The organism is Armatimonas sp. (assembly GCF_043757465.1).
In the GTDB taxonomy this organism is placed as follows: Bacteria; Armatimonadota; Armatimonadia; order Armatimonadales; family Armatimonadaceae; genus Armatimonas.
Window position 1 is genome coordinate 1 of record NZ_JAYVPL010000110.1, and the last position, 21,563, is coordinate 21,563.

15 protein-coding genes and 2 pseudogenes are annotated in these 21,563 nt (G+C 55.0%); 12 read left to right on the forward strand and 5 right to left on the reverse strand.

The annotated features are described in order from the left end of the window. Positions 1-206 precede the first annotated feature (206 nt). The 10 genes and pseudogenes from ACH2ED_RS14625 to ACH2ED_RS14670 all read left to right on the forward strand — a co-directional run bounded on the left by ACH2ED_RS14625 (position 207) and on the right by ACH2ED_RS14670 (position 14,471). The gene (locus tag ACH2ED_RS14625) at positions 207-386 is read left to right on the forward strand and encodes a hypothetical protein (RefSeq protein ID WP_395092477.1); all 180 of its coding nucleotides are present in this window, start codon (positions 207-209) and stop codon (positions 384-386) included. Positions 387-530: 144 nt separating this feature from the next. Further along, positions 531-1,184 (forward strand): annotated as a pseudogene (locus ACH2ED_RS14630) (thioredoxin fold domain-containing protein); the annotation flags it as partial. Positions 1,185-1,294: 110 nt separating this feature from the next. Beyond that, positions 1,295-5,887, forward strand: a complete 4,593-nt coding sequence (gene gltB, locus ACH2ED_RS14635) for a glutamate synthase large subunit (RefSeq protein ID WP_395092479.1) — start codon at positions 1,295-1,297, stop codon at positions 5,885-5,887. A gap of 121 nt (positions 5,888-6,008) precedes the next feature. Continuing rightward, on the forward strand, positions 6,009-6,311 hold the full coding sequence (locus tag ACH2ED_RS14640; RefSeq protein ID WP_395092482.1) for a LuxR C-terminal-related transcriptional regulator: 303 nt from the start codon (positions 6,009-6,011) through the stop codon (positions 6,309-6,311). A gap of 62 nt (positions 6,312-6,373) precedes the next feature. Then, positions 6,374-7,000, forward strand: a complete 627-nt coding sequence (locus ACH2ED_RS14645) for a hypothetical protein (RefSeq protein WP_395092485.1) — start codon at positions 6,374-6,376, stop codon at positions 6,998-7,000. Between the two features lie 259 nt (positions 7,001-7,259). Next, a complete protein-coding gene (locus ACH2ED_RS14650; RefSeq protein WP_395092488.1) occupies positions 7,260-8,621 on the forward strand; it encodes a hypothetical protein in 1,362 nt (453 codons plus the stop codon). Positions 8,622-8,738: 117 nt separating this feature from the next. Further along, entirely contained in the window at positions 8,739-9,206 is a 468-nt protein-coding gene (locus tag ACH2ED_RS14655; protein WP_395092490.1) for a nuclear transport factor 2 family protein, read from the forward strand. After that, entirely contained in the window at positions 9,207-10,199 is a 993-nt protein-coding gene (locus ACH2ED_RS14660; protein WP_395092492.1) for an NAD-dependent epimerase/dehydratase family protein, read from the forward strand. Between the two features lie 109 nt (positions 10,200-10,308). Then, complete coding sequence (locus tag ACH2ED_RS14665; RefSeq protein ID WP_395092495.1) at positions 10,309-13,659, forward strand: type ISP restriction/modification enzyme; 3,351 nt, start codon at positions 10,309-10,311, stop codon at positions 13,657-13,659. 104 nt (positions 13,660-13,763) lie between these two features. Beyond that, positions 13,764-14,471: a hypothetical protein gene (locus ACH2ED_RS14670; protein ID WP_395092498.1), complete on the forward strand. Its 708-nt coding sequence runs from the start codon at positions 13,764-13,766 to the stop codon at positions 14,469-14,471. A 29-nt stretch (positions 14,472-14,500) separates the two neighbouring features. Here ACH2ED_RS14670 and typA read toward each other — a convergent pair whose 3' ends face one another. Continuing rightward, positions 14,501-16,315, reverse strand: coding sequence for a translational GTPase TypA (gene typA, locus ACH2ED_RS14675; protein ID WP_395092499.1), 1,815 nt, complete (start codon positions 16,313-16,315; stop codon positions 14,501-14,503). A 109-nt stretch (positions 16,316-16,424) separates the two neighbouring features. Between typA and ACH2ED_RS14680 the strand changes: the two genes are divergently transcribed. Both ACH2ED_RS14680 and ACH2ED_RS14685 read left to right on the forward strand, forming a co-directional pair. After that, entirely contained in the window at positions 16,425-17,447 is a 1,023-nt protein-coding gene (locus ACH2ED_RS14680) for an alcohol dehydrogenase catalytic domain-containing protein (RefSeq protein ID WP_395092502.1), read from the forward strand. A gap of 166 nt (positions 17,448-17,613) precedes the next feature. Beyond that, positions 17,614-19,062 carry a DUF1501 domain-containing protein gene (locus tag ACH2ED_RS14685; RefSeq protein ID WP_395092504.1) on the forward strand — a complete coding sequence of 483 codons (1,449 nt, stop codon included), beginning with the start codon at positions 17,614-17,616 and terminating at the stop codon, positions 19,060-19,062. 101 nt (positions 19,063-19,163) lie between these two features. On the opposite strand, the gene ACH2ED_RS14690 is transcribed toward ACH2ED_RS14685, so the two are convergent. From ACH2ED_RS14690 to ACH2ED_RS14705, 4 genes and pseudogenes are all read right to left on the reverse strand, one after another. Next, positions 19,164-19,577 (reverse strand): hypothetical protein, encoded by a 414-nt coding sequence (locus ACH2ED_RS14690; RefSeq protein WP_395092609.1) that lies wholly within the window; start codon positions 19,575-19,577, stop codon positions 19,164-19,166. 756 nt (positions 19,578-20,333) lie between these two features. Next, positions 20,334-20,540: pseudogene (locus ACH2ED_RS14695) on the reverse strand (DUF6765 family protein); the annotation flags it as partial. A 122-nt stretch (positions 20,541-20,662) separates the two neighbouring features. Then, a complete protein-coding gene (locus ACH2ED_RS14700; RefSeq protein ID WP_395092506.1) occupies positions 20,663-20,923 on the reverse strand; it encodes a hypothetical protein in 261 nt (86 codons plus the stop codon). 2 nt (positions 20,924-20,925) lie between these two features. Beyond that, on the reverse strand, positions 20,926-21,501 hold the full coding sequence (locus ACH2ED_RS14705; protein ID WP_395092509.1) for an RNA polymerase sigma factor: 576 nt from the start codon (positions 21,499-21,501) through the stop codon (positions 20,926-20,928). Positions 21,502-21,563 lie beyond the last annotated feature (62 nt).

A 21,563-nucleotide genomic window follows, 5' to 3' on the forward strand; every position in this document is an offset into this window, starting at 1 on the left:
GGGATCTTCTCGGGTAAGTCTGTCAAATTCCTCTCGGTTCATTCTTGGCTGGGAGTATACTGTAAGATAGGCACTCAGGCAAGACCTGAGCAGTTACGAATCAGGCCAAAGAGCTAGATTTTCGATTTCCCGACTTAATCAAAGTTATCGAAAACCAAAGAGAAGAGTTACAATTTCTTGCCGAAAATCGCACACTGACGCAGAGATTGCTTCAGCCTCACGGAACGCCACTTAACTCCGCAAGCCGTGCTCTCTTTGAGGCTTTTCATGTTTTTCAGGTTCCTTCGGGGACTCAGGCGGTGCGGCTAGGGTTGGGGAAACAAGCTTTCGCCGTGATTGAGTTTCTCGGGGGACGAGGGCAGGTTCTGGAGACTTGGCCGCACTAAAGCTAGCGTGCGATAAAATAGCCCATGCCAAAGATTGCAAAGATTACCTGGGTGAAATCCTACGAGGCCGCCGTGAAGAGCGCCCGTGCCAGCAAGAAGCTTCTGCTGATAGACTTTTACACCGACTGGTGAGGGTACTGTAAGAAGCTGGAGGCCGAGGTCTACACAGACACGAAGGTGATCCAGTTCAGCGGCCAGTTGGTCGCGGTGAAGCTGAACGCGGAGCGCGAGGGCAAGGCCCTTGCCATGAAGTACAGGGTCAGTGGCTTTCCGACCGTGCTCTATCTCGATGCCGACGGGGGCGAGTGGGGGCGCATGCCGGGCTTCATGCCCGCGCCGGAGTTCCTGCAACTTGCTGGGGATGCTCTCAAGCAATACAAAGGGCAGCCTGCGCTGGAGGCGAAGCTCAAGCAGAATCCCGCGGATAGTGCGCTCGCTGCGGAGCTGACCGAGCGATTGGCACGTCAGGGAAATGAGACGAAGGCGCTCTGGGCGGCGGGACTGCTGGCCAAAGGGCCGCAAAGTAGCAAGAATGCCTCCGCCTATATCTGGGTAGGACGGCTCTACCTCCAGAAAGAGAAGGCGGCGAAGGCGCGGCCTTGGTTTCAGAAGGCTCTTGCCCTCGCAACGGGGGCGGAGGATAAAGCCTTTGCGCATCTCGGGCTCGCCCTTTGCTATGTTGGAGAGCGCAATGTCAAAGCGGCACGGGCGGAGCTGAACGCCCTTCTCAAAGTGCCGGGCGCATCCCCGGGAATTCAGGAGAAAGCCCGCAGCCTCCTGGAACGACTCTCTAACTAGCGCGCTATGATATAATTTCAGTTCCCGACCAGTGTTGGGCGGGGTGCGTGCTCTGTCGCCGCGTTCGTCATTCGGATACAAATGAGCGTGTGAAGGACAGGAACGGATAAGTGGATAAGCGACTTGCAGCAGGGTTGTACGACCCGGCGTTTGAACATGATGCGTGCGGCGTGGGATTCGTGGCGCACATCAAGGGCAAACGCTCGCATGCGCTTGTCAGCATGGGCCTCACGATTTTGGATAACCTGGTGCATCGCGGGGCGACCGGCTGCGATCCCGAGACCGGCGATGGTGCGGGCATTCTCCTCCAGGTTCCCGATGCATTTTTGCGCCAGAAGGTTGCTTTTGCCCTGCCTGCTCCGGGCGAGTATGGGGTCGGGGTAGCGTTCTTGCCCACTGAGCGTGATGCCCGCCAGCAGTGTGAGCGTACGCTGGAGGCACTCTGTCGGCAAGAGGGGCAGATTTTCCTAGGCTGGCGCGATGTGCCGGTTGACTCCACCAAGATCGGGCGGCAGGCTGCCGAGACCGAGCCGGTAATCCGCCAGTTTTTTATTCAGCGCGGCACGACCACAGCGTTTGCGGCGTTCTCTCGAAAACTCTATGTGATCCGCAAGCAGGTAGAGCGCGAGGTCGCCGGAGCCACGGGGATTCCCGACGCGTCGCGCTTTTATATCCCCAGCCTCTCCACGAGCACGCTGATCTACAAGGGCCTGCTCTTGCCGCACCAGATGCGCGGCTACTACTTGGATCTGAGCGATCCGAGCATGGAGAGTGCGATTGCCTTAGTGCACCAGCGCTTCTCCACCAATACGTTCCCGAGCTGGCCGCTGGCCCACCCGTACCGCTACATTGCGCATAATGGGGAGATCAACACGATCGGGGGTAACCGGAACTGGATGAAGGCGCGGGAGCAGGGGCTGACCAGTAGTGTGCTGGGCGATGATCTGCGCAAGTGCTATCCTCTCGTGAGCCCCACGGGGTCCGACTCCGCGAGCCTCGATAATGCCGTGGAGCTGATGCTCATGGGCGGCAAGACACTGGCGCAGACCATGATGACGCTTATCCCTGAGGCATGGGACGGTAACGAGATCATGGCGGCAGAGCGCAAGGCATTCTACGAGTACCATGCCTGTCTGATGGAGCCCTGGGATGGTCCCGCCGCGGTGGCGTTCACGGATGGCGTGCAGGTAGGCGCGGTGCTAGATCGCAATGGCCTGCGTCCCGCCCGCTACACCGTCACTACCGATGATCTAGTGATTCTGGCATCCGAGACCGGCGTTGTGCAAGTTCCGCCCGAGAAGATCGTCGAGCGGGGACGGCTCACGCCCGGCAAGCTCTTTTTGGTGGACACCGAGCAGCAGCGCATTTTAAGTGATGAGGAAGTCAAGAGCACCGTCTGCGGGCTCCATCCCTACGGCGAGTGGCTGGAAAAGCATAAAGTCGAGCTTGCCAGCCTGCCCGAGCCACCGGAACCGGATCATCCCGTGCATGCGGAGCTGATCCAGAAGCAGCGGGCCTTTGGCTACACCACCGAGGAGCTGCGCCTACTGCTCACCCCACTGGCGCAGAGCGGCGAAGAAGCGCTAGGTTCCATGGGCACCGACACGCCGCTGGCTGTGCTCTCGCACCGACCACAGAACCTCTTTGCCTACTTCAAGCAGCTCTTTGCGCAGGTGACCAACCCACCCATTGACCCGATCCGTGAGAGCATTGTCATGAGCCTCTGGGACTATATCGGCACGGACGGGTCTCTTCTGGACGATGCCCCGGAGAACGCACGGCAGATCAAGATCGCAACCCCGATCCTCTCCAACGCCGAGCTCGAGAAGCTGCGTGTGCTCAGCGACGATGGCAACTCGATCCGGCTCTGGACGGCCCATGCGATCTTCCGCCCCGACAAGCCGCTGGGAGAGCTAGAGCGCGCGGTTGAGCGCCTCTGCCGTCAGGCGAGCGATGCTTTAGAGCGCGGCATTGGGGTGATCGTTCTTTCTGATCGCAATATCTCGCCCGAATACGCCCCGATTCCGTCGCTGCTGGCCATCTCCGCGGTTCACCACCACTTGATTCGTGAAGGCACACGCAATAAAGTCGCGCTGATTGTCGAGACCGGCGAGGCGCGCGAGGTTCATCACTTTGCGTGCTTAGTGGGCTTTGGAGCAAGCGCTATCAATCCGTATCTTGTCTTTGAGACCCTTGATGATCTGGTGCTTAATGGTGTCTTGACCAGTGTGAACTTCAAGACCGCCAGCAAGAATGTGATCAAGGGCGTGAATAAGGGGCTCCTGAAAGTCATGTCCAAGATGGGAATTTCGACACTCCAGAGCTACCGGGGCGCACAGATTTTTGAGGCTATCGGGATCAACAACGAGGTTATCCGGCGCTACTTCACCGGCACAGCAAGCCGCTTAGAGGGCGTGAATCTTGAGGACATCGAGCGCGAGGTGCGCACCCTCCACGAGAGCGCCTTCCCCAAGGAGCAGACTGCCGGAGCGTTCGATCTGGAGCCGGGCGGCCAGTACCAGTGGCGGCGTTATGGCGAGAAGCACGCTATCAGCCCGGACATGGTGGAGAAACTCCAGAAGTCCGTCCGTGAAGGCCACTTCGACACGTTTGCGGAGTTCTCCAAAGCCGTTAATGAGAGCGCCGTGGAGGCGTCCACGCTTCGTGGCCTGATGAGCTTCCGGAAGCTTCTCCCGCCTGTTCCCCTAGACGAAGTCGAACCCGCCAAAGAGCTTGTGAAGCGCTTTGCCACGGGCGCGATGAGCCTGGGCTCGATCAGCCGGGAGAGCCACGAGGGCCTCGCGATTGCAATGAACCGCATGGGCGGAATGAGCAACACGGGCGAGGGCGGCGAGGATCCGGCACGCTACACCGACGAGCGGCGCAGTAAAATTAAGCAAGTCGCCAGTGGCCGCTTTGGTGTCACGACGCACTACTTAGTCAATGCCGATGAGCTACAGATCAAGATGGCGCAGGGTGCGAAACCCGGCGAGGGCGGCCAGCTCATGGGGCATAAAGTGGACGAGTACATCGGCAGTATTCGCCGCTCGACCCCCGGCGTCACTTTAATTTCCCCACCGCCGCACCATGATATCTACTCCATTGAGGATCTGGCGCAGCTCATCTTTGATCTAAAGAACGTGAACCCGGCGGCGCGAATTTCTGTAAAATTAGTGGCCGAAGTGGGTGTTGGCACGGTTGCCGCAGGTGTGGCTAAGGCGCACGCGGATCATATTCTGATCTCGGGCTACGACGGCGGCACGGGCGCGTCGCCGCTGAGCTCCCTCAAGCACGCCGGAGTTCCCTGGGAGCTGGGCCTTGCCGAGACACAGCAAGTGCTGGTGCGCAATGAGCTGCGGGGCCGGGTGCGTCTTCAGGCCGACGGTCAGCTCAAAACAGGCCGCGATGTCTTAGTCGCCGCGCTGCTCGGGGCCGAGGAGTTCGGGTTCTCTACCATGCCTCTGGTGGCGCAGGGTTGCATCATGATGCGTGTCTGCCATCTTGGCACCTGCCCGGTTGGCATTGCGACGCAAGACCCGGCGCTTCGGGCGAAGTTCTCTGGCAAGCCCGAGCACGTGATCAACTACTTCTTCTTTGTCGCTGAGGAAGTGCGTCAGCTAATGGCCGAGCTGGGTGTCCGCACCCTAGATGAGCTGATTGGGCGCACCGAGTACCTGGAGACCAGCGAGGCCGTCCGCTACTGGAAGGCACGCGGCGTGGATCTTTCCACGATTCTGGTGGGGACACCGTTTGCGGGAGCGGGTGTGGCGACCCGAAAAGTGGAGGAGCAGGATCACGGGTTAACTGGCGCACTAGACTACAAGCTGATCGAGCAGGCGAAGGCTGCGCTAGAGGATGCCCGCCCGGTGCGCTTCACCATGCCGATCTTCAATCATAATCGCACCTGTGGAACTATGCTCTCGGGGGAAGTGGCCAAACGCTACGGCGCGGCGGGGCTCCCAGACAATACGATCAAGATTGACTTCACCGGCTCGGCGGGGCAGAGCTTCGGTGCGTTTCTGGCACCGGGAATGCAGCTCACGCTGGTCGGGGATGCCAACGACTACGTGGGCAAGGGAATGTCTGGGGGGCGGATTATCGTGCATCCGCCTCAAGAAACGACGTTTGAGGCGTCTGAGAATATCATCGCGGGAAACACGCTGCTTTATGGGGCAACCGGTGGCGAGGCCTACCTCACGGGCGCGGTCGGCGAGCGCTTCTGCGTCCGCAACTCCGGCGCGGTTGCCGTGGTCGAGGGCGTGGGCGACCACTGCTGCGAGTACATGACCGGCGGCATCACCGTGGTACTGGGTCGCACGGGCCGTAACTTCGCGGCGGGAATGTCCGGTGGGATCGCGTTTGTGTATGACCTCAAGGGCGGTTTCCCCAAGCGTATCAACCAGGATCTGGCCGCAGGCTGTGGGCCGGTGACAGGCAACGATGTCGCACTGATCCGAGAGCTCTTCCCCACGAACCTGCCGTCCATCTTGCGTGAGGCTGTTTCCGAGGACGATGCGGGGGTGCTCCGTGAGCTGATCGAGGCGCATGTGAAGTACACGGGTAGCAAGCGCGGTCAGGCATTCTTGGATCACTGGGAAGACGAGCTACCCAAGTTCGTGAAAGTGATCTCGCCGGAGTACCAGCGCCTGCTCGCCAATCGCAAGGCCGAGAAGGATTTGAAGGCGCTGGGCGACAAACGGTAAAATGCGTTAAGAGTCCAGAGCAATACCCGAATGAGTGGGTGCTCTTGACCGGTCTGGTGCGCTCTACAGCCACTCAAGAAGCAGGAATCCTGTAAAATCATTCCTGGAGAGGAGAGTGGCAATGAGTGAGGTGACGAAATTTGAGCTGATGCCTTGTCTGAAGGCACTTTTAGATTGTTGTATCGAGAAGGGAACAACGGATACACATGTCTTGGCAGAGTCTCTATCATTGAGTGAGGAGACAGTGGACACCTACTGGAAGCGGATCAAGGCGACACTTGGTATTCAAAAACGTCACGAAGCAGTACGTCTGGTTCGCGAGGGGAGGATTCTTAGTAAATACTCAGCGAAGCCGGGGGGGGGGGTAAAAGCGAAAGCGTTTAGGGCAACTAAAGTGTCCCACTTTTTGGGACTTGCAGCTTAAATATTCCTATGCTACCCTGCTTACACAGAGAAGATTCTTAGGAAGATAAGAGGTGTTGTAAAATGAGACTGAGTAAGATCGCTAGAATAGCTTTAGTTGTGCCAGTGTTTTTGTGCTCATACGCTGTGATTGGTGCGAAAATGCTTCCTGTACATGAAGCAAAAGCAATGATGAGTTTTGATGTCAATGTGTCTAGTAATTCTGGGATAAGTCAATTTTTACATATTGATGATTCTCTAACGCATGAAGAGATATTTACAAATTGCAATGGGTATACGAAATCAGTGCAGAATATGGATGCATCTGTAAATTTTGAGTCAATTGGTTCACCTTCTAGATATGCAGAAGGGGAAGTTAGTTTTTACTGTGTTCTGATTGCGGAGGATAATCCTAATCCATTAGACGGCCCTGAAACAATAGGGATTATGTACAAGTCTAGAGCCAGCGGTAAGACAAATGTGTCAGCGATGACAGCAACTTCTTCAGGAACGGTTAAAACTGCAGACGCTCAAGGCAGTTGTAGTGGCTATAATGGCATTTATGACGATATTAAGCCTGCTAATGGAGGTTTTTTAAATGGAGCTGTTGACCGAGAATATATGGATTTTGACGTAGAAGGAGTAACAATAAGTATTCCTATTTATGAAGTTAATGTATCTGCAAATTCTGTGATAACCTGCGATCTCTGATTACCGAAGTAATTCTGCTTGCAAGCATTAGCGAACACTTGGATAAGGGACATTGTCTCGTGGATGATATAGTGTATCTACGAGGCAATATCCCTCGCAAAAATATGAAAAATAGCGAAATTATCTATATATTTATCTTACATGCGATCTCAAAGGCTTATTCCTAATGCTTTCCATGCTGTTTTTTCTCATAAGCGAAACCAGAACAACACCTCAGGGATTGCTTTTGCAGAAATATTGTTTCACATAGGGGTTTATCATGCAAGAAAAAGCTAGAATCTGGAAAGAGAAATATAATTGCAGTGTTTTAGATTCTATTTGTTCTGAAAAATCAATTTGTATAGTTTTTGAATTTATACCAAGTGATATTTTTCTTAGAAAAATAGAAAAAGCTCTAAATAATTATAATATAAATATTAATGATTTGACACTTCTCGTTAATAGGGAATTAAATACGGTATGCTATAGGATAGATAATCTTCTTCTCTTCGTCCGAGACACAAAATTTGAATTATCTCCTTATTGTTCCTATAATGAATTGATTAGATATTTGGATGTTTTGAATAAAGCTATGGACGAGATAAAACTTTCTCAGGTTAAGATAGAGGGTCGAAAATTGGTATCTGTAGATGATGGGGGAATCCGATCAGTCGTATTAGAAATGATGAGGTTATCCGAAACAGGTTCGAATATTGATGGAAATGATTTGTCATCTCAATCGCGTCAGAAACTAGAAATTGCTTTAAGAAGGAAATATTTCACGAAAATAAAATCAGATGTAGGATTATGGTTGAAAATATGTAATTTGATGAATAAGCAGGAATATAGTATAGATGTTAATGATAATAAAATAAGTATAATGCCTGTTATTAGTAAGGAATGGGGAGTGAGAATATCTGTAAATAATATAATGATGGTGAAAGATGCGAGTGGTCGGAAAATAAATTATCCTGAATTGAGTAAAAAGTCAAAAAATAATATTTTCACTATTAATGATTTGTCAAAAGAGTATGAAAATAAATATCATGTTGAAAATGATTTAGATGAATTTTTAGATCTAAAATATGTGATCTTCGGAAAAAATAATGCGAGTTTGTCAAATATACTTCGTGTTTGTGCGAAAATTTCTGATTTAGATTTTAAAAAACATGTTTCTGGCAAGGTCACTCTTTCCAGAGATAGATATACTTCAAATGGAACCGCAAAATCTATTCAGAATATTTTAATTAAATCATTACCTTCGCAGTACAAAAAATATTTGAATGGACTAATTGGTGATAATAGAGATGGTTTATCTGTGATGAGAAAAACTAGATATATAGATAGGGATTTGGGAAAATTTCATGAATGTAATTTTAATAATTTTATGAATTCAGTGATTGCTCGTGATGCCTCCCTATCGGAATTTAATTTAAAAAATGATGATTATTGTGTTGGGAATATGATAATGCTAAAATTATGTGAGAAGATTTGCGAGCGTTTAGCTGATTTGGCTTCTTATATGGATAACATGGGAAATGCAATATTGAGTTTAAAAAAAGACATTGGGCATGATGAGATATTTATTAAAGATAAAAAATCAGATGCTATGACAAGCTTGAGTGTCCCCGTCGCCAAATGATGATAGGGTGTCGGCACGATCTGGCGTGCGCTTGTGGGCCAATCGCAAGGCAGAAAAAGACCTCAGGACACTCAGCGGCCCGCTCCGAATGAACGGCGTATGCGCTATAATCTCCCCATGAGAAACCTCGGAAACCTATCTTTTGCTTGCGCGGCGCTCGTGATTGCCGCTCCTGTCTTTGCTCAGCAGAAAACCACTCCGACCCGTGCGGAGGCGATTGAGGCCACGAACGCGGCGGATGTGAAACGCATCGAGGCACTGGTCAAGGCCGATATTACTGTCCTGGATGCTCTCTTCACCAAGGACATGGTCTACACCCACTCCAGCGGGAAGACAGATACCAAAGAGACGCTGCTGGACGCGCTGAAGACGGGTGCGACCAAGTACCTCTCCGTGGTGCTCTCCGAGAAGAAACATCAGGTCTACGGCAATACCGTGATTGTCACAGGGATTACTGAGGTAAAAGTCAAGTCGGGTGAGAACGAGGTGGCATTCAAGGCGCGCTTCACCGAAGTCTGGACACGGCAAAAAGGCGAATGGCACTTCGCCGCCTGGCAGACGACGCGGCTTCCCGAGACGAAATAGATGCGTGTTTTATATATCGGTGGCACCGGGATTATCTCGTCGGCCTGTGTGGAGGAGTCGGTGCGGCAGGAGCACGAGGTCTTTCTGCTCAACCGGGGAAGCTCAAAGAGGTATCTCCCGCCGCCGGGGGTGACAGTGATAACAGGGGATGTGCGTGGAGAGCAGGCGAGCCTACGGGCTGCACTGGTGGCGCATGCGCCTTTTGATGCCATTGCGGACTTTATTACGTTCACTCCTGAGGACTTAGAGGCGCGGCTTGCGCTTTTAGACGGACTGACGGAGCAGTTTGTTTTTATTAGCTCAGCCAGTTGCTACCAGAAACCGCCTAAGTGTTATTTGATCACGGAAGAGACGCCGCTGGAGAACCCACACTGGCAGTATTCGAGGGATAAAATTGCCTGTGAGCAGCTTTTAGAGCGCCAGAGCAAGCAGGCGTACACAGTCGTGCGGCCCTCGCTGACCTATGGACACGCGAACTTGCCACTGGTCTTGAATAGCTGGGCGCACCCGTGGACCGTGGTGGAGCGGATGCTGGCCGGGAAGCCCGTGATTATTCCGGGAGATGGAACGTCGCTGTGGACCAACACCTGGAACGGAGACTTCGCCAAGGGGTTTGTGGGCTTGCTGGGCCGCTCCGAGGTTTACGGCGAGGCGTTTCACATCACCAGCGACGAAGTGCTCTGCTGGAACCAGCTCTTTCAGACCGTGGCGGACGCTCTCGGGGTTGCGCCTGACTTCGTTCATATTCCGTCGGACTTTTGCATGAGCCTCTACCCGGATTGGGAGGGGACGCTGATCGGGGACAAGGTGAACTCGGTGGTGCTGGACAATAGCAAGCTCAAGCGCTTCGTGCCCCGCTACAAAGCCGAGGTAGTCTGGGCCGAGGGCGTGCGCCGCTCGCTGGAGTGGTTCAAAGCCGACCCGACCCGACAGACCACAGATCCCGAGGTCAACGCTCGCCAGGACGCGGTGATCGCGGCGTTTCGGCGCTAGGGCACCCTTGTTTTTTTCTACCCCCTAACCCCCGCCGGGCGGGGGGACAATAAGGAATAATTCTGCTTACCTCCCCCGCTGGGCGGGGGCTGGTGGGTAAGATATAAAGATGAAACTGCTCTCTTCTTATCTTTCTGAAGTGCGTGCGATACGGGCAACGGGTGCCGCTGTCGCGGAGACTTCTTACTATCCGGCGCTGGTGAACTTGCTCAACGCTGTGGGCGGGGCGCTGAAGCCGAAAGTGCGCTGTCACTCGCACGTGAGCAATACCGGCGCGGGGATTCCTGATGCTGGGCTGTTTGTGAGTGAGCAGTTTGCGCGGCAGGATCAAAGCACACCTCTTCCCAATGCGAAACCCGAGCCTGGGGTGATCGAGATTAAGGGAGTGAAGGCCGACTTAACCGTGCTGGCACGCTCGGAGCAGGTGGCGAAGTATTTAGCGCACTACGGGGCGGTACTGATTACCAACTACCGCGCCTTTCAGGTGGTGGAGCGCGGGCCGGGGGGTGAGCTGGTGTTGGGGGAGGCGTTTGCGCTGGCAGAGTCTGAGGGGGCGTTTTGGCAGAAGGCAGGGAGCGTGGCCTTAATCACCGAGACAGAGGAGGCGCGGTTTGTGGAGTTTTTGCGCCGTGCCCTCTCAACCAATGTCACGCTGACGCAACCATCAGAGGTGGCATGGTATCTCGCGTCGTTTGCACGAGAGGCAAAGTACCGGATCGAGACGGGGGATGCATCGGGGCTAGAGCCACTGAAAAAGACCTTGCAGGATGCGCTGGGGCTGGCATTTGAGGGAGAGAAAGGCGTTCGCTTCTTCCGCTCGACCCTGGTGCAGACCTTGTTCTACGGAATTTTCTCCGCGTGGGTGCTGTGGCACCGCGAGGAAGGCCGGTATGAGGAAGCGCGGTTCTCATGGCAGATGGCGGCGTACAAGCTGCACGTCCCTATTGTCCGTGATTTGTTCTATCAGGTTGCCAACCCCGCGCATCTGGAGTCGCTGGGGCTGGGTGAGGTGCTGGAGCGTGCGAGTGCGGCGCTGAACCGCGTGGATCGCAAGGAGTTCTTTGAGCGTTTCGCCGCCGAAAACGCCGTCCAATATTTCTACGAGCCGTTCTTGGAAGCCTTTGATCCAGAACTTCGTCGGGAATTGGGAGTTTGGTACACGCCGCGTGAGATTGTGGCGTATCAAGTGGCGCGGGTGGATGCGGTGCTGAAGTCTGAGCTGGGGATTGCGCGTGGCCTCGCCGATGAGAGTGTGTTTATCCTCGATCCGTGCTGCGGAACTGGGGCCTACTTGGTGGAAGTAGTGAAGTTTCTTCACGCGTCGCTGGGCGGAGATGCGCTGGCGGCGGCGGAGCTGAAGAAGTCCGTGCTTCCGCGTCTGTTTGGCTTCGAGATACTCCCTGCCCCTTTTGTGGTCGCACACCTTCAGCTTGGCCTTTTGTTTCAGACCTTTGGTGCGCCTTTATCAGCGGCACAGAACGAGCGTATGGGGGTCTATCTCACCAATGCCTTAACGGGGTGGGAACCAGGCGGCCTTCATCCGGCGCTGTCCATTCCAGGCTTTGCGGAGGAGCGCGATGCAGCGGAGCGGGTGAAGCAGCAAAAGCCTATTCTAGTAATCCTGGGAAACCCTCCCTACAACGGCTACGCGGGCGTGGCGGTAGAAGAGGAGCGGAGCCTGAGCAATACGTACCGTACGGTCAAGAATGTTCCTGCGCCGCAGGGTCAGGGCTTGAACGATCTCTACATCCGCTTTTTCCGTATGGCGGAGAAGCGTATTGTGGAGACAGGCGGGCAGGGGGTTGTCTGCTACATTTCTAATTACTCCTGGCTAGAGGGTCTTTCGTTTACGGGAATGCGGGAGCGCTATGCGGAGGTTTTCGATACGATCTGGGTGGATAACCTGCACGGCGACCGTATTATCTCTGAGTATGCTCCTGATGGGCGCACCAGCGAGACAGTCTTTGCTATGCAGGGTTCGTCGGTGGGAATTAAAGTCGGTACGTCTATCACTCTTATGGTAAAACACCCTGGATCGTCTCCGGTAGTTACAGGCGAATCTGCTACCATTTACTACAAAGACTGGGACGATGCCCGTGCAAGTGAGCGCAGACAAGCCTTAATGGATAGTGTCACATCTGACGATCATCAGAAACAGTACACTGCCCTAACGCTAGTTCCCAAACTGGGCCTTCCCTATAAACCCCGTGAGATGGCAGTAAACTATCTCGAATGGAAAAAGCTTCCCGAACTCTTTCCTACATCTTTTCCTGGAGTGCAGACAAAACGTGATGACGTAGTTGTACACGTTGATCTTAATAGCTTAAAATCTCGGATGGAAGCATACTTCAATCCAAATATATCTCATGATGAAATTAAAGCTTTGATTTCTGGAGCGATGGATGCAGTTAATAAGTTTGAGCCGGAAAAGACAAGAGATTACTTAGTTCAAAGAAAAATTCTTCCACAATATTTTGTACCATACTTATATAGACCATTTGATCTAAGATGGATATATTGGGAGCCAGAAACAGGTCTTCTTGGCAGAAAATCTCCTGATTATTTTCCACATGTTTTTAAAGGAAATATTTGGATTGAAGGGCGACAAAGATATGCAACAGAGCATTTTGATCGTGGTTTCAATTGTAGTGTTTTAGCAGACAATCTCGGGAATGGATTTTCTAACTATTTTCCTCTTCGTCTGAAGGCGACAGACCTAGACGATGATCGTTTACCTGACGGAACACGCTACAATCTCTCAGATTTCGCACGAGAGTACCTCCAATCCCTCAATGCTTCCCCCGACGATCTTTTTTACCACACCCTCGCCGTCCTCCACTCCCCAAACTACCGTACACAAAATGCCGGGGCACTGCGGCAGGACTGGCCGCGTGTTCCGCTACCCTCCACCAAAGACGCGCTAGAGGCAAGTGCCGCTCTGGGGCGGCGAGTGGCGGCATTGCTTGACCCCGAACAGAGCGTATCAGGTATCACAACGGCTCCGCTAACGCCGAGCTTTGCCACACTGGCGACAATGGCAGCAACCGATGGCGGAACTCTCAGCCTAGACTCAGGCGACCTGGAGCTTACCGCAGGCTGGGGACATGGAACGGGAGTGGTGATGCCGGGGAAGGGCAAGGCAATCGGGCGGGAGCAAGAGACAGCGGAGCGGCAAGCCTTCACCGACGACGAGTGGGCACTGCTGGGAAACAGAACCTACGATATTTACCTCAATGACCGAGCGTACTGGAAGAACATCCCTGCGAATGTGTGGGGTTATACCCTCGGAGGGTACACGGTGCTCAAGAAATGGCTTTCGTACCGGGAAAAGGGTATACTTCAGCGAGGGCTTACAGTAGAAGAGGCACGCTATGTCAGCACAATGGCACGAAGAATCGCCGCACTGCTGCTGCTTACGCCAGAGCTAGACGCACACTATGAGCGGGTGGGAACCCCCTAACCCCCGCCGGGCGGGGGGACAATAAGGAACTATTCCGCATATTCCCCCCGTTGAACGGGGGTTAGGGGGTAGGCATCCCAAATACAAATCCAACGGAGAATTTTATGTCAACAGTCAAAATGAATGAGTTTGTACTCGTGGCGCAGCGTATGCAACGAGTAGATGATGTCCGTCCTGCAACAGATGTATTTAAGTTACCCACAATGATTCGTGCCGCACTAGACGAGCGCCTTGCCGAAGTGCTTTCTTTCGACTCCCAACAGCAGAGTGTAGGAGCCATACGCACACGCAGTGTCACACAACGGCGGGAAGCGATTGCAAACCTTGGTGAGTACCTACGTGATGGGTTCCGGTTTATTCAGGGAGTGCCGCGCTACGAGATTTCAGAACCAGATCGAGAAGCCGCGCTCACTGCCTACGGCTGGCAAGGAAAGCAAATGGGCGATCTAAAAACAGATTCTCGTGTGCTTTCTCTGGCGCGGCAAGCGATTGCCCTTTCGTCCACACTTCAGCCTGTGAATGCACGTTATCCTGCTGCTTTGCTCACTCTGATTCAAGGGGAGCTAGATACCATTGCTGCTTCAGAGGGAACCGTGGGAGTGGGCGGACGACAGCAGGCCACACGGAGCCGGGACGAGGCACAGAAGCTGCTTCAGAAAGTGATTGCGAGGGTGCGTTTTTACTACAGTGCCATGTCCGATGACACCGACACTACCGCCGAGCTTGCGAAACTGGGCTTGCAACCACGAAGGATCAATCATCAAAGGCGGCTCAAGAGCGAGCCCGTGGTCGAGGGAGAGCCAACCCCCTAGCCCCCGCCAGACGGGGGCCGGGGGCGAACCTAATCGCCCTTTTCGGAGCGCTTGCGCAGCTTGAAGTTCAGCTCGCGCTTGCGCATTCGCACGTTCTTAGGCGTCACTTCCATTAATTCGTCCGGGCCAATATACTCCAAGCTACGGTCCAGGTTCATGTCCGTGGGCGGAGTGAGGCGCACCGAAATATCACTATTAGACGCGCGCATGTTGGTGAGTGGCTTGAGCTTGGTCACTGACATCACCAGATCGCCCTCGCGCTGGTGGCGGCCCACGATCATGCCTTCATACACTTCGATGCCCGGTCCAATGAAGATCTCTCCACGGATTTCCGCGTTGGTCAGTCCGAAGTTGGTGGTCATCCCAGACTCATTGGCGATCAGGCTGCCCTGTGAGCGGTGCGGAACCGGCCCGGCCCAGGGAAGATAGCCCTCAAGCAGTGCGGACATGATTCCCGTGCCACGGGTAAGTGTCAAGAAGCGTGAGCGGAAACCTAAGAGGCCACGGGTGGGGATCACAATCTCCAGGCGCGTATCGCCCCGGTCGGACTGCTGCATGTTCATCAGCACGCCCCGACGCTCGCCGAGTGCTTGGACAATCGCGCCGGAGTACTCTTCCTGGAGAGAGATGAAGACGCGCTCAAAGGGCTCTAGCTTCTCGCCGTTCTCCCCGACACGGGTAATGACCTCGGGCATAGACACTTGCAGCTCGTAGCCCTCGCGGCGCATGGTCTCGATCAGCACGGCTAAGTGAAGCTCCCCGCGTCCAAAGACAATAAAGCTATCCGGCGTCTCGCTCTCCTCAACCTTGAGGCTCACATTGGTCTCAAGCTCTTTGTAGAGGCGCTCGCGCAGCTTGCGGCTGGTGGAGAACTGCCCCTCACGGCCTGCGAGCGGCGATGTATTCACCCCAAAGGTCATCTTGAGAGTGGGTTCGTCCACGGTAGGCGGCGGGATCTGCTGGGGATTGTCGCCCGAGGCAATTGTCTCCCCAATCGTGATCTCCGGCAGGCCCGTGACGGCGATAATGTCGCCCGCAAAGGCGGCTTCTACGGGGATGCGCTTCATGCCCTCGTAGACAAAGACACTCTGGAGTTTGGTAATGTACTTGGAGCCATCACGTCGGAAAACCGTCACGGGCTGGTTGGGGCGCAGTGTTCCGGAAAAGAGCTTCCCGATTCCCAGACGGCCCAAATACGGATCGCCATCAATAGTGGAGATCATCGCCTGTGTGGGATCGTCTTTGGTACCGAGAACCCGAGGCTCGGGAACGGTGGCCAGAACCGTGTCGAAAAGTGGCTGGAGGTCTACCGCGTCGGCGTAGTCCTCGTTGAGCGACGAGCGGCCATCAAGTGCGGTGGCATAGACCACCGGGAAGTCTAGTTGCTCATCGGTAGCGCCCAGCGCATGGAACAGATCGAAGGTCTCGTTGACCACCCAGTCCGGGCGGGCATCGGGGCGGTCCATCTTGTTGATTACCACAATGGCTTTGTGCCCGGCGGCGAGCGCCTTCTCTAAAACAAAGCGGGTCTGTGGCATCGGGCCGTCTACGGCGTCTACCAGAAGCAGCACGCCATCCACGACCAACAGCACGCGCTCGACTTCCCCGCCAAAGTCCGCGTGACCGGGCGTGTCTACGACATTGATCTTGTGGCCCTTGTAGACCAGCGCGGTGTGCTTGGAGACAATGGTGATGCCGCGCTCGCGCTCCTGGTCCATGCGGTCCATCACCCGCTCGGCGACTTCCTGGTTCTCGCGGAAGACTCCGCCCTGCTTGAGCATCCCGTCAAGAAGGGTCGTCTTTCCGTGGTCAACGTGGGCGATGATGGCAATATTTCTAAGCATAGTAACAACCTGACATGAAAATACCTCCGCAGGCGCAAGCCGTAGCGCGGAGGCAACTTCGTATTATACCACGGCAGGAGCCAGGCGCACCTTTGCCGAATCAAGGGGTATGAAAGTAATTTATGTGGAGACGCCCGATGGCACCGTTTCCGTGCGCGATGTTCAGGAGCCGCCGCTGCTGACGGACTACGACTGCCGGGTCGCGATTGTGTACGGAACGATCTGCGCGGGCACCGACGGGCATATTCTCCATGACCGACTGCCCTGGGACATGCCCTATCCCTTGGTGCTCGGACACGAGAGCGTAGGCCGCGTGCTGGAGCGAGGCCCCAAGGTGCGGCACCTGAAAGTGGGCGATCTGGTGGCGCGTGTCGGTACGGCGGCGGCAGCCGACGGAAGCTGGAATATCGGCTGGGGCGGCTTTGCGGAGTTCGGGTTCTGCCGGGACTGGCGCGCGATGCAGGAAGATGGTCTGGAGAAGTCCGAGTGGGACGCCTACCGCATCCATCAAGTCATTCCTGATGACATCCCCGCCGAGGCCGGGCCGCTCTTTATCACCCTCCGCGAGACTCTGAGCTACACCCAGCGCCTTGGGATCGGGGAAGGGACGAGGCTCCTGATTGTGGGCTCCGGCGGTAACGCGCTCGCGTTTGTGGCCCATGCAAGATGCCTCGGCGCGGAGCAGATTGTCGTGATCGGCAGCGCCGCACGTGAAGCCGTCTTCCGCGCGGCGGGCGCGACAGGCTATGTCAACTACAAGGCGCTGAGTGAGATCACGGAGAAATTTGATCGCGTGATCGACACGGTGGGTAAGGAATCCTCTAGCGACGATATTCTGCCATTTCTGGCCGACGGCGCGATCCTGGGGATCTACGGCCTTGATGACTGGGAGAAACTCATCCTCCGTCCGGCACGCACCACAGCGACTTTTACGATCTACCAAGGCGGCTACGACGAGCCCGAGACCCATGATCAAGTGGTGGAGGGGTTTCGTGCAGGTGCCTACCAGCGCGAGTGGTGGACTGGGGAGCCTCTCTTTACGCTGAATACTTTCACCAACGCACTGGCCGCTATCGAGCGTCGGGAGCTGATCAAGCCGCTGATCCGGGTGAACATCGCCGGGGGCACTTAGTGCCTCCGGCAATATCCGGTAATAGTGACTACTGAACCGTGACGAACTCCGTGTAGCGGAAGTTGTAGTGGCATCTCTGCCATTCGTTATTATAGTACCCATAGTACCCAAGCTACAGAGCGATGAACCCTATCGGTTCTCGCTGACTTTGCGGTAAAATACCTCCATGAGTAATCAGAAAAATCACGCTTGCCATCGGTTTCAGCGCGCCGTCTCGCGCCGTGAGCTGCTCCAGACCAGTGCCTCTGGTTTTGGGATGCTTGCGCTTGCTGGGCTCCTCGCCGACGAAGCCCGGGCGGAGAACCCACTTGCAGTCAAAAAACCGCACTTTGCGCCTAAAGCCAAGCGGGTGATTTTTCTTTTTATGCACGGTGGCCCCAGCCAGGTGGATACGTTTGATCCTAAGCCGCTGCTCACCCGCGACTCGGGCAAGCCCTACGCTGGTCAGCGTCCGCGCGTGGTCTTCGCCCAGACCGGCAACTTACTCGGCTCGCCCTGGAAGTTCAAGCACTACGGCCAGAGCGGCACCGAGGTCAGCGATCTGTTTCCTGAAGTGGGCAAGTGTGTGGACGAGATGTGCGTGATTCGCTCGCTGCATGGTAGCAACCCGGCGCACGGCGGAGCGCTGCTAAAAGTCCACACCGGCACCGATGTCGGGATTCGCCCGTCTATGGGGTCATGGGCGGTCTATGGCCTTGGGACGGAAAATCAAAACCTGCCGGGCTACGTCACGATCTGCCCGACTCTGGGCCACGGCGGTGTCCAGAACTGGAGCTCCGCGTTTCTGCCCCCTTGGACACAAGGCACCCCGATTGGTAACGCGTCGGTGAAGGCCAAGGAGGCCAAGCTCGCGCACCTTGGCAACGCGGATGCCACGGCGGCGCTTCAGCGGCTTCAGCTCGATAATCTCCATGACTTAGACTCCGAGCAGCTGAGCCACTGGGGCGTGGACCCGGTTCTCGAGGGTCGCATCCAGAGCTTCGAACTGGCGTTTCGCATGCAAGTGGAAGCGCCCAAGTTGATGGATATTTCTAAGGAGACACAAGCGACTCTGGATCTCTACGGTATTGACAAAGACCCCACGGATAACTTCGGGCGGCAGTGCTTGCTCGCGCGGCGCTTCTGCGAGGCGGGCGTTCGGTTTGTGCAAGTGACGCACTCGTATAAATGGGATCAGCACGGGGATTTAAAGAACGGGCACACGAAGAACGCCGCTGAGGTGGACAAGCCGATTGCCGGTCTGCTCCGCGATCTGAAGCAGCGCGGTTTGCTCGAAGACACACTGGTGCTCTGGGGCGGCGAGTTTGGCCGCACGCCCACGGCGCAGGGCGGCGATGGCCGCGACCATAACCCCCACGGCTTCACGATGTGGATGGCGGGCGGCGGCGTGAATCCCGGCACGACCTACGGCTCCACCGATGACTACGGCTGGTTTGCCGAGGGCGACAAGTGCCACATCCACGATCTGCACGCCACCATGCTGCATCTGCTCGGCATTGACCACACCAAGCTCACCTACCGCTACGCGGGCCGCGATTATCGGCTCACGGACGTGGAAGGTGTTGTGGCCGCCAAAGTTCTCAAAGACCCTAGCTCACTGAAGTTTGTGGGGTAGGCCAAGACGGAATAATCGCAAACTCAGGCCTTGGAAAGTAGCGATTCAAGCGAGTGAGGAGCCCCGCTTGAATCGTGTCTGGGTGGTGTCGCTTTTAAAGACTAGAGCCCAGTGATGTACCACTGACCTGCGGTATTGCTAGCCTTACCCGTACCCGTGATGTAGGGCGACTGGCTGGAGAGCCAGACATACTGGTTGAACTTGAGGCTCTTGATGGCGTAGGTTCCGTTACTCTGCCGCTCTAGGCTGAAGTTCGCTCCATCAGAATTGCTCCAGAGCTTCACCGCCCCAGTTGTCGCGTTGTAGCTAAAGTACAGGTTCTGGCCACTGACCTTGAGAACACAGTTGTTCAGCGGGCCAACCACGGTGAATGACACTGGGGTACCTGACTTGCAGTAGAGCCACTGATTGTCCGTGAGTCCATCTGTGGCGCAGATAAACTGGCTGTTTGAGGCGCTTTTAATCGTAATGACTTTCTGTACTGTTGACGGGGCCGCTACGGGGGGCGTTGGCAAGGGAACTATTGTGGATGAGACTCCTTCGAGAAGTACTTTGGTAGTTAGTGTGGTGAAAGGGGTATGTTTGTCCGGTATCTGCACTTCTATATTGAATTGCCTGCAAACTGCCTGGAGATTTTCTCTGACTGTAGCATAATCAGCTTCATTAGAAGTGTTGTAGCCGGTGTAATTAGGGTTTCCTAGTTCTATCCCATTTGTGTAGGAGTCAATCTGCGCCCGAATTAGAGTGGTGGTAAATTTATGGGCAGTATTTGAGTTATCAATGGCGATTTGATGGATGAATTTTCCTGACAGCGATTTGCCTCCAGTATCTCTCCAATTTGTATCCAATGATCCTAATGCAGGACTGTAATTATCAAACATTGGGCTGGGAGTTTGACTGAGCGCTCTTTTCAAAAATTGACGTGCATAGTTAATTCCTTCTTCAAGGCATCGTAGCGCACAGATAGGATCAAAAGGAGGGCGATCGGGTTGATGTCCCATCAATCCATGTCCTAATGGTTGAGTGTAGGGACTGAACACTGTCGCATTATCGTTGGGATGGACTCGGTGTGCCCAGGTGTCTTGTTGGTAATGGTAGAACACCCCTAAGTACTGAAGTTTAAGTGTGCGACCGGGCACCCTGACTGCCTGTTCAAACATCTGATTCTTGCGTGTGATGACTAGGTTCGGATCCGAGGCTGCGGGCAGAGCGTGCCAGAGTCCCTCTTCTACGATGTGGGGGGTTATGCCCGTGTTGGCAAGTGTCCCGTTGGAATCATCCATCCCCTGGTCATATTGCGCGACGGTCAGGGCATCGGCGTGGGTGAACCCAGCAGCCCGACACAGGACATAAGTTACTTGGAAGTGAGTGTCTGGGTCGTATGCGTGGGCGGGCTTGGGTGCTAAGGCCATCAGGAGGCTAGCCATGCTCACGACGATAATCCGCATCATCGCGAGGTTAGAAGTTATCTTTCTCATTTTGTTACCTTTCCTTACAAAAACGTAGGCACTTGTCGTGAACGACGAATGTAACTAACTGTAGCACAGCACCCTGAATTTTCCCTGAAATGTCTCTGAACTATGGAAATATACTTTTGGGCTTACGAGAGCGATTCCAGAGCGATGGCGAGCTGGGCAAAAAGCGCGGTGATCTCCGCAATCGAGATGCAGTCGCGGTCGTCGCCGGTGGTGGGGAGCGGAGAGAGCACTTTGAGAAAGACATCGTCGGGGTGGTTGGCGCGGGCCGCCGTGACGAGAGCGTTGTAAGACGGCACCATGTACGGGCAGGAGCTGACCGGGATGGCGTGGCGCAGGTGCTGGATGGTCTCGGTTGCCATGCGAATGATAATAGAGTCGTTCATAGTTATTGTTCTTCTTTCTGAGTTGCTGAGTCTTTGGTGAGGGCTTCGCGGATCTTGCGAATGCCGTGATGGAGACGCGACTTGACGGTTCCCTCGGGGCACTTCACCCGGGCGGCGATCTCAGGCACAGTCCAGCCACCGAAGTAGTGCAGAAGCACGGCCTCGCGCTGGTCGGGAGGGAGCGCCTCGACACTGGCACGAACCTCGTCCTGCACCTGACGGGTGAGAATGGCATCGAGTAAGTCGCTACGGATCTCGCCCAGCGGCTCTTTTTGCTCGTCCCAGGCCACGAGAGTGACGCCCGGAATGCGCCGCAGATAGCTGCGCCCCACATTGAGGGCGAGCTGCTTGAGGTAGGCCACAAACTGTCCTCGGCTCTTGTAGCTCCCTGCGTGGCGATGGAGCCGGGTGAATACCTCCTGCGCTAGATCCTCCGCCGCTTCGGGATCGGAAGTCATTGCGCTCAGAAGCCGACAGACCCAGGGACGGTGGCGGTGCACAAGCTCCGTAAAGCAATCTGCCTCGCCGCGCACTGCTCGCTGGAGCAGGCTGTCATCGTCCCCAGTTGGTCGTCGCATCTCACCCTAATAAACTCAGAAAGTGCGAGAAGCGTTCAATCAATGGGCGAGGCTCTTGGTCG

Coding starts and splice junctions, on each gene's coding strand:
- ACH2ED_RS14665 (WP_395092495.1), top strand. CDS start 10,309: ATGAAACTGCTCTCTTCTTATCTTTCTGAAGTGCGTGCGATACGGGCA.
- ACH2ED_RS14700 (WP_395092506.1), bottom strand. CDS start 20,923: ATGAACGACTCTATTATCATTCGCATGGCAACCGAGACCATCCAGCAC.
- ACH2ED_RS14645 (WP_395092485.1), top strand. CDS start 6,374: ATGAGACTGAGTAAGATCGCTAGAATAGCTTTAGTTGTGCCAGTGTTT.
- ACH2ED_RS14670 (WP_395092498.1), top strand. CDS start 13,764: ATGTCAACAGTCAAAATGAATGAGTTTGTACTCGTGGCGCAGCGTATG.
- ACH2ED_RS14650 (WP_395092488.1), top strand. CDS start 7,260: ATGCAAGAAAAAGCTAGAATCTGGAAAGAGAAATATAATTGCAGTGTT.
- ACH2ED_RS14705 (WP_395092509.1), bottom strand. CDS start 21,501: ATGCGACGACCAACTGGGGACGATGACAGCCTGCTCCAGCGAGCAGTG.
- ACH2ED_RS14660 (WP_395092492.1), top strand. CDS start 9,207: ATGCGTGTTTTATATATCGGTGGCACCGGGATTATCTCGTCGGCCTGT.
- ACH2ED_RS14685 (WP_395092504.1), top strand. CDS start 17,614: ATGAGTAATCAGAAAAATCACGCTTGCCATCGGTTTCAGCGCGCCGTC.
- typA (WP_395092499.1), bottom strand. CDS start 16,315: ATGCTTAGAAATATTGCCATCATCGCCCACGTTGACCACGGAAAGACG.
- ACH2ED_RS14655 (WP_395092490.1), top strand. CDS start 8,739: ATGAGAAACCTCGGAAACCTATCTTTTGCTTGCGCGGCGCTCGTGATT.
- ACH2ED_RS14640 (WP_395092482.1), top strand. CDS start 6,009: ATGAGTGAGGTGACGAAATTTGAGCTGATGCCTTGTCTGAAGGCACTT.
- ACH2ED_RS14680 (WP_395092502.1), top strand. CDS start 16,425: ATGAAAGTAATTTATGTGGAGACGCCCGATGGCACCGTTTCCGTGCGC.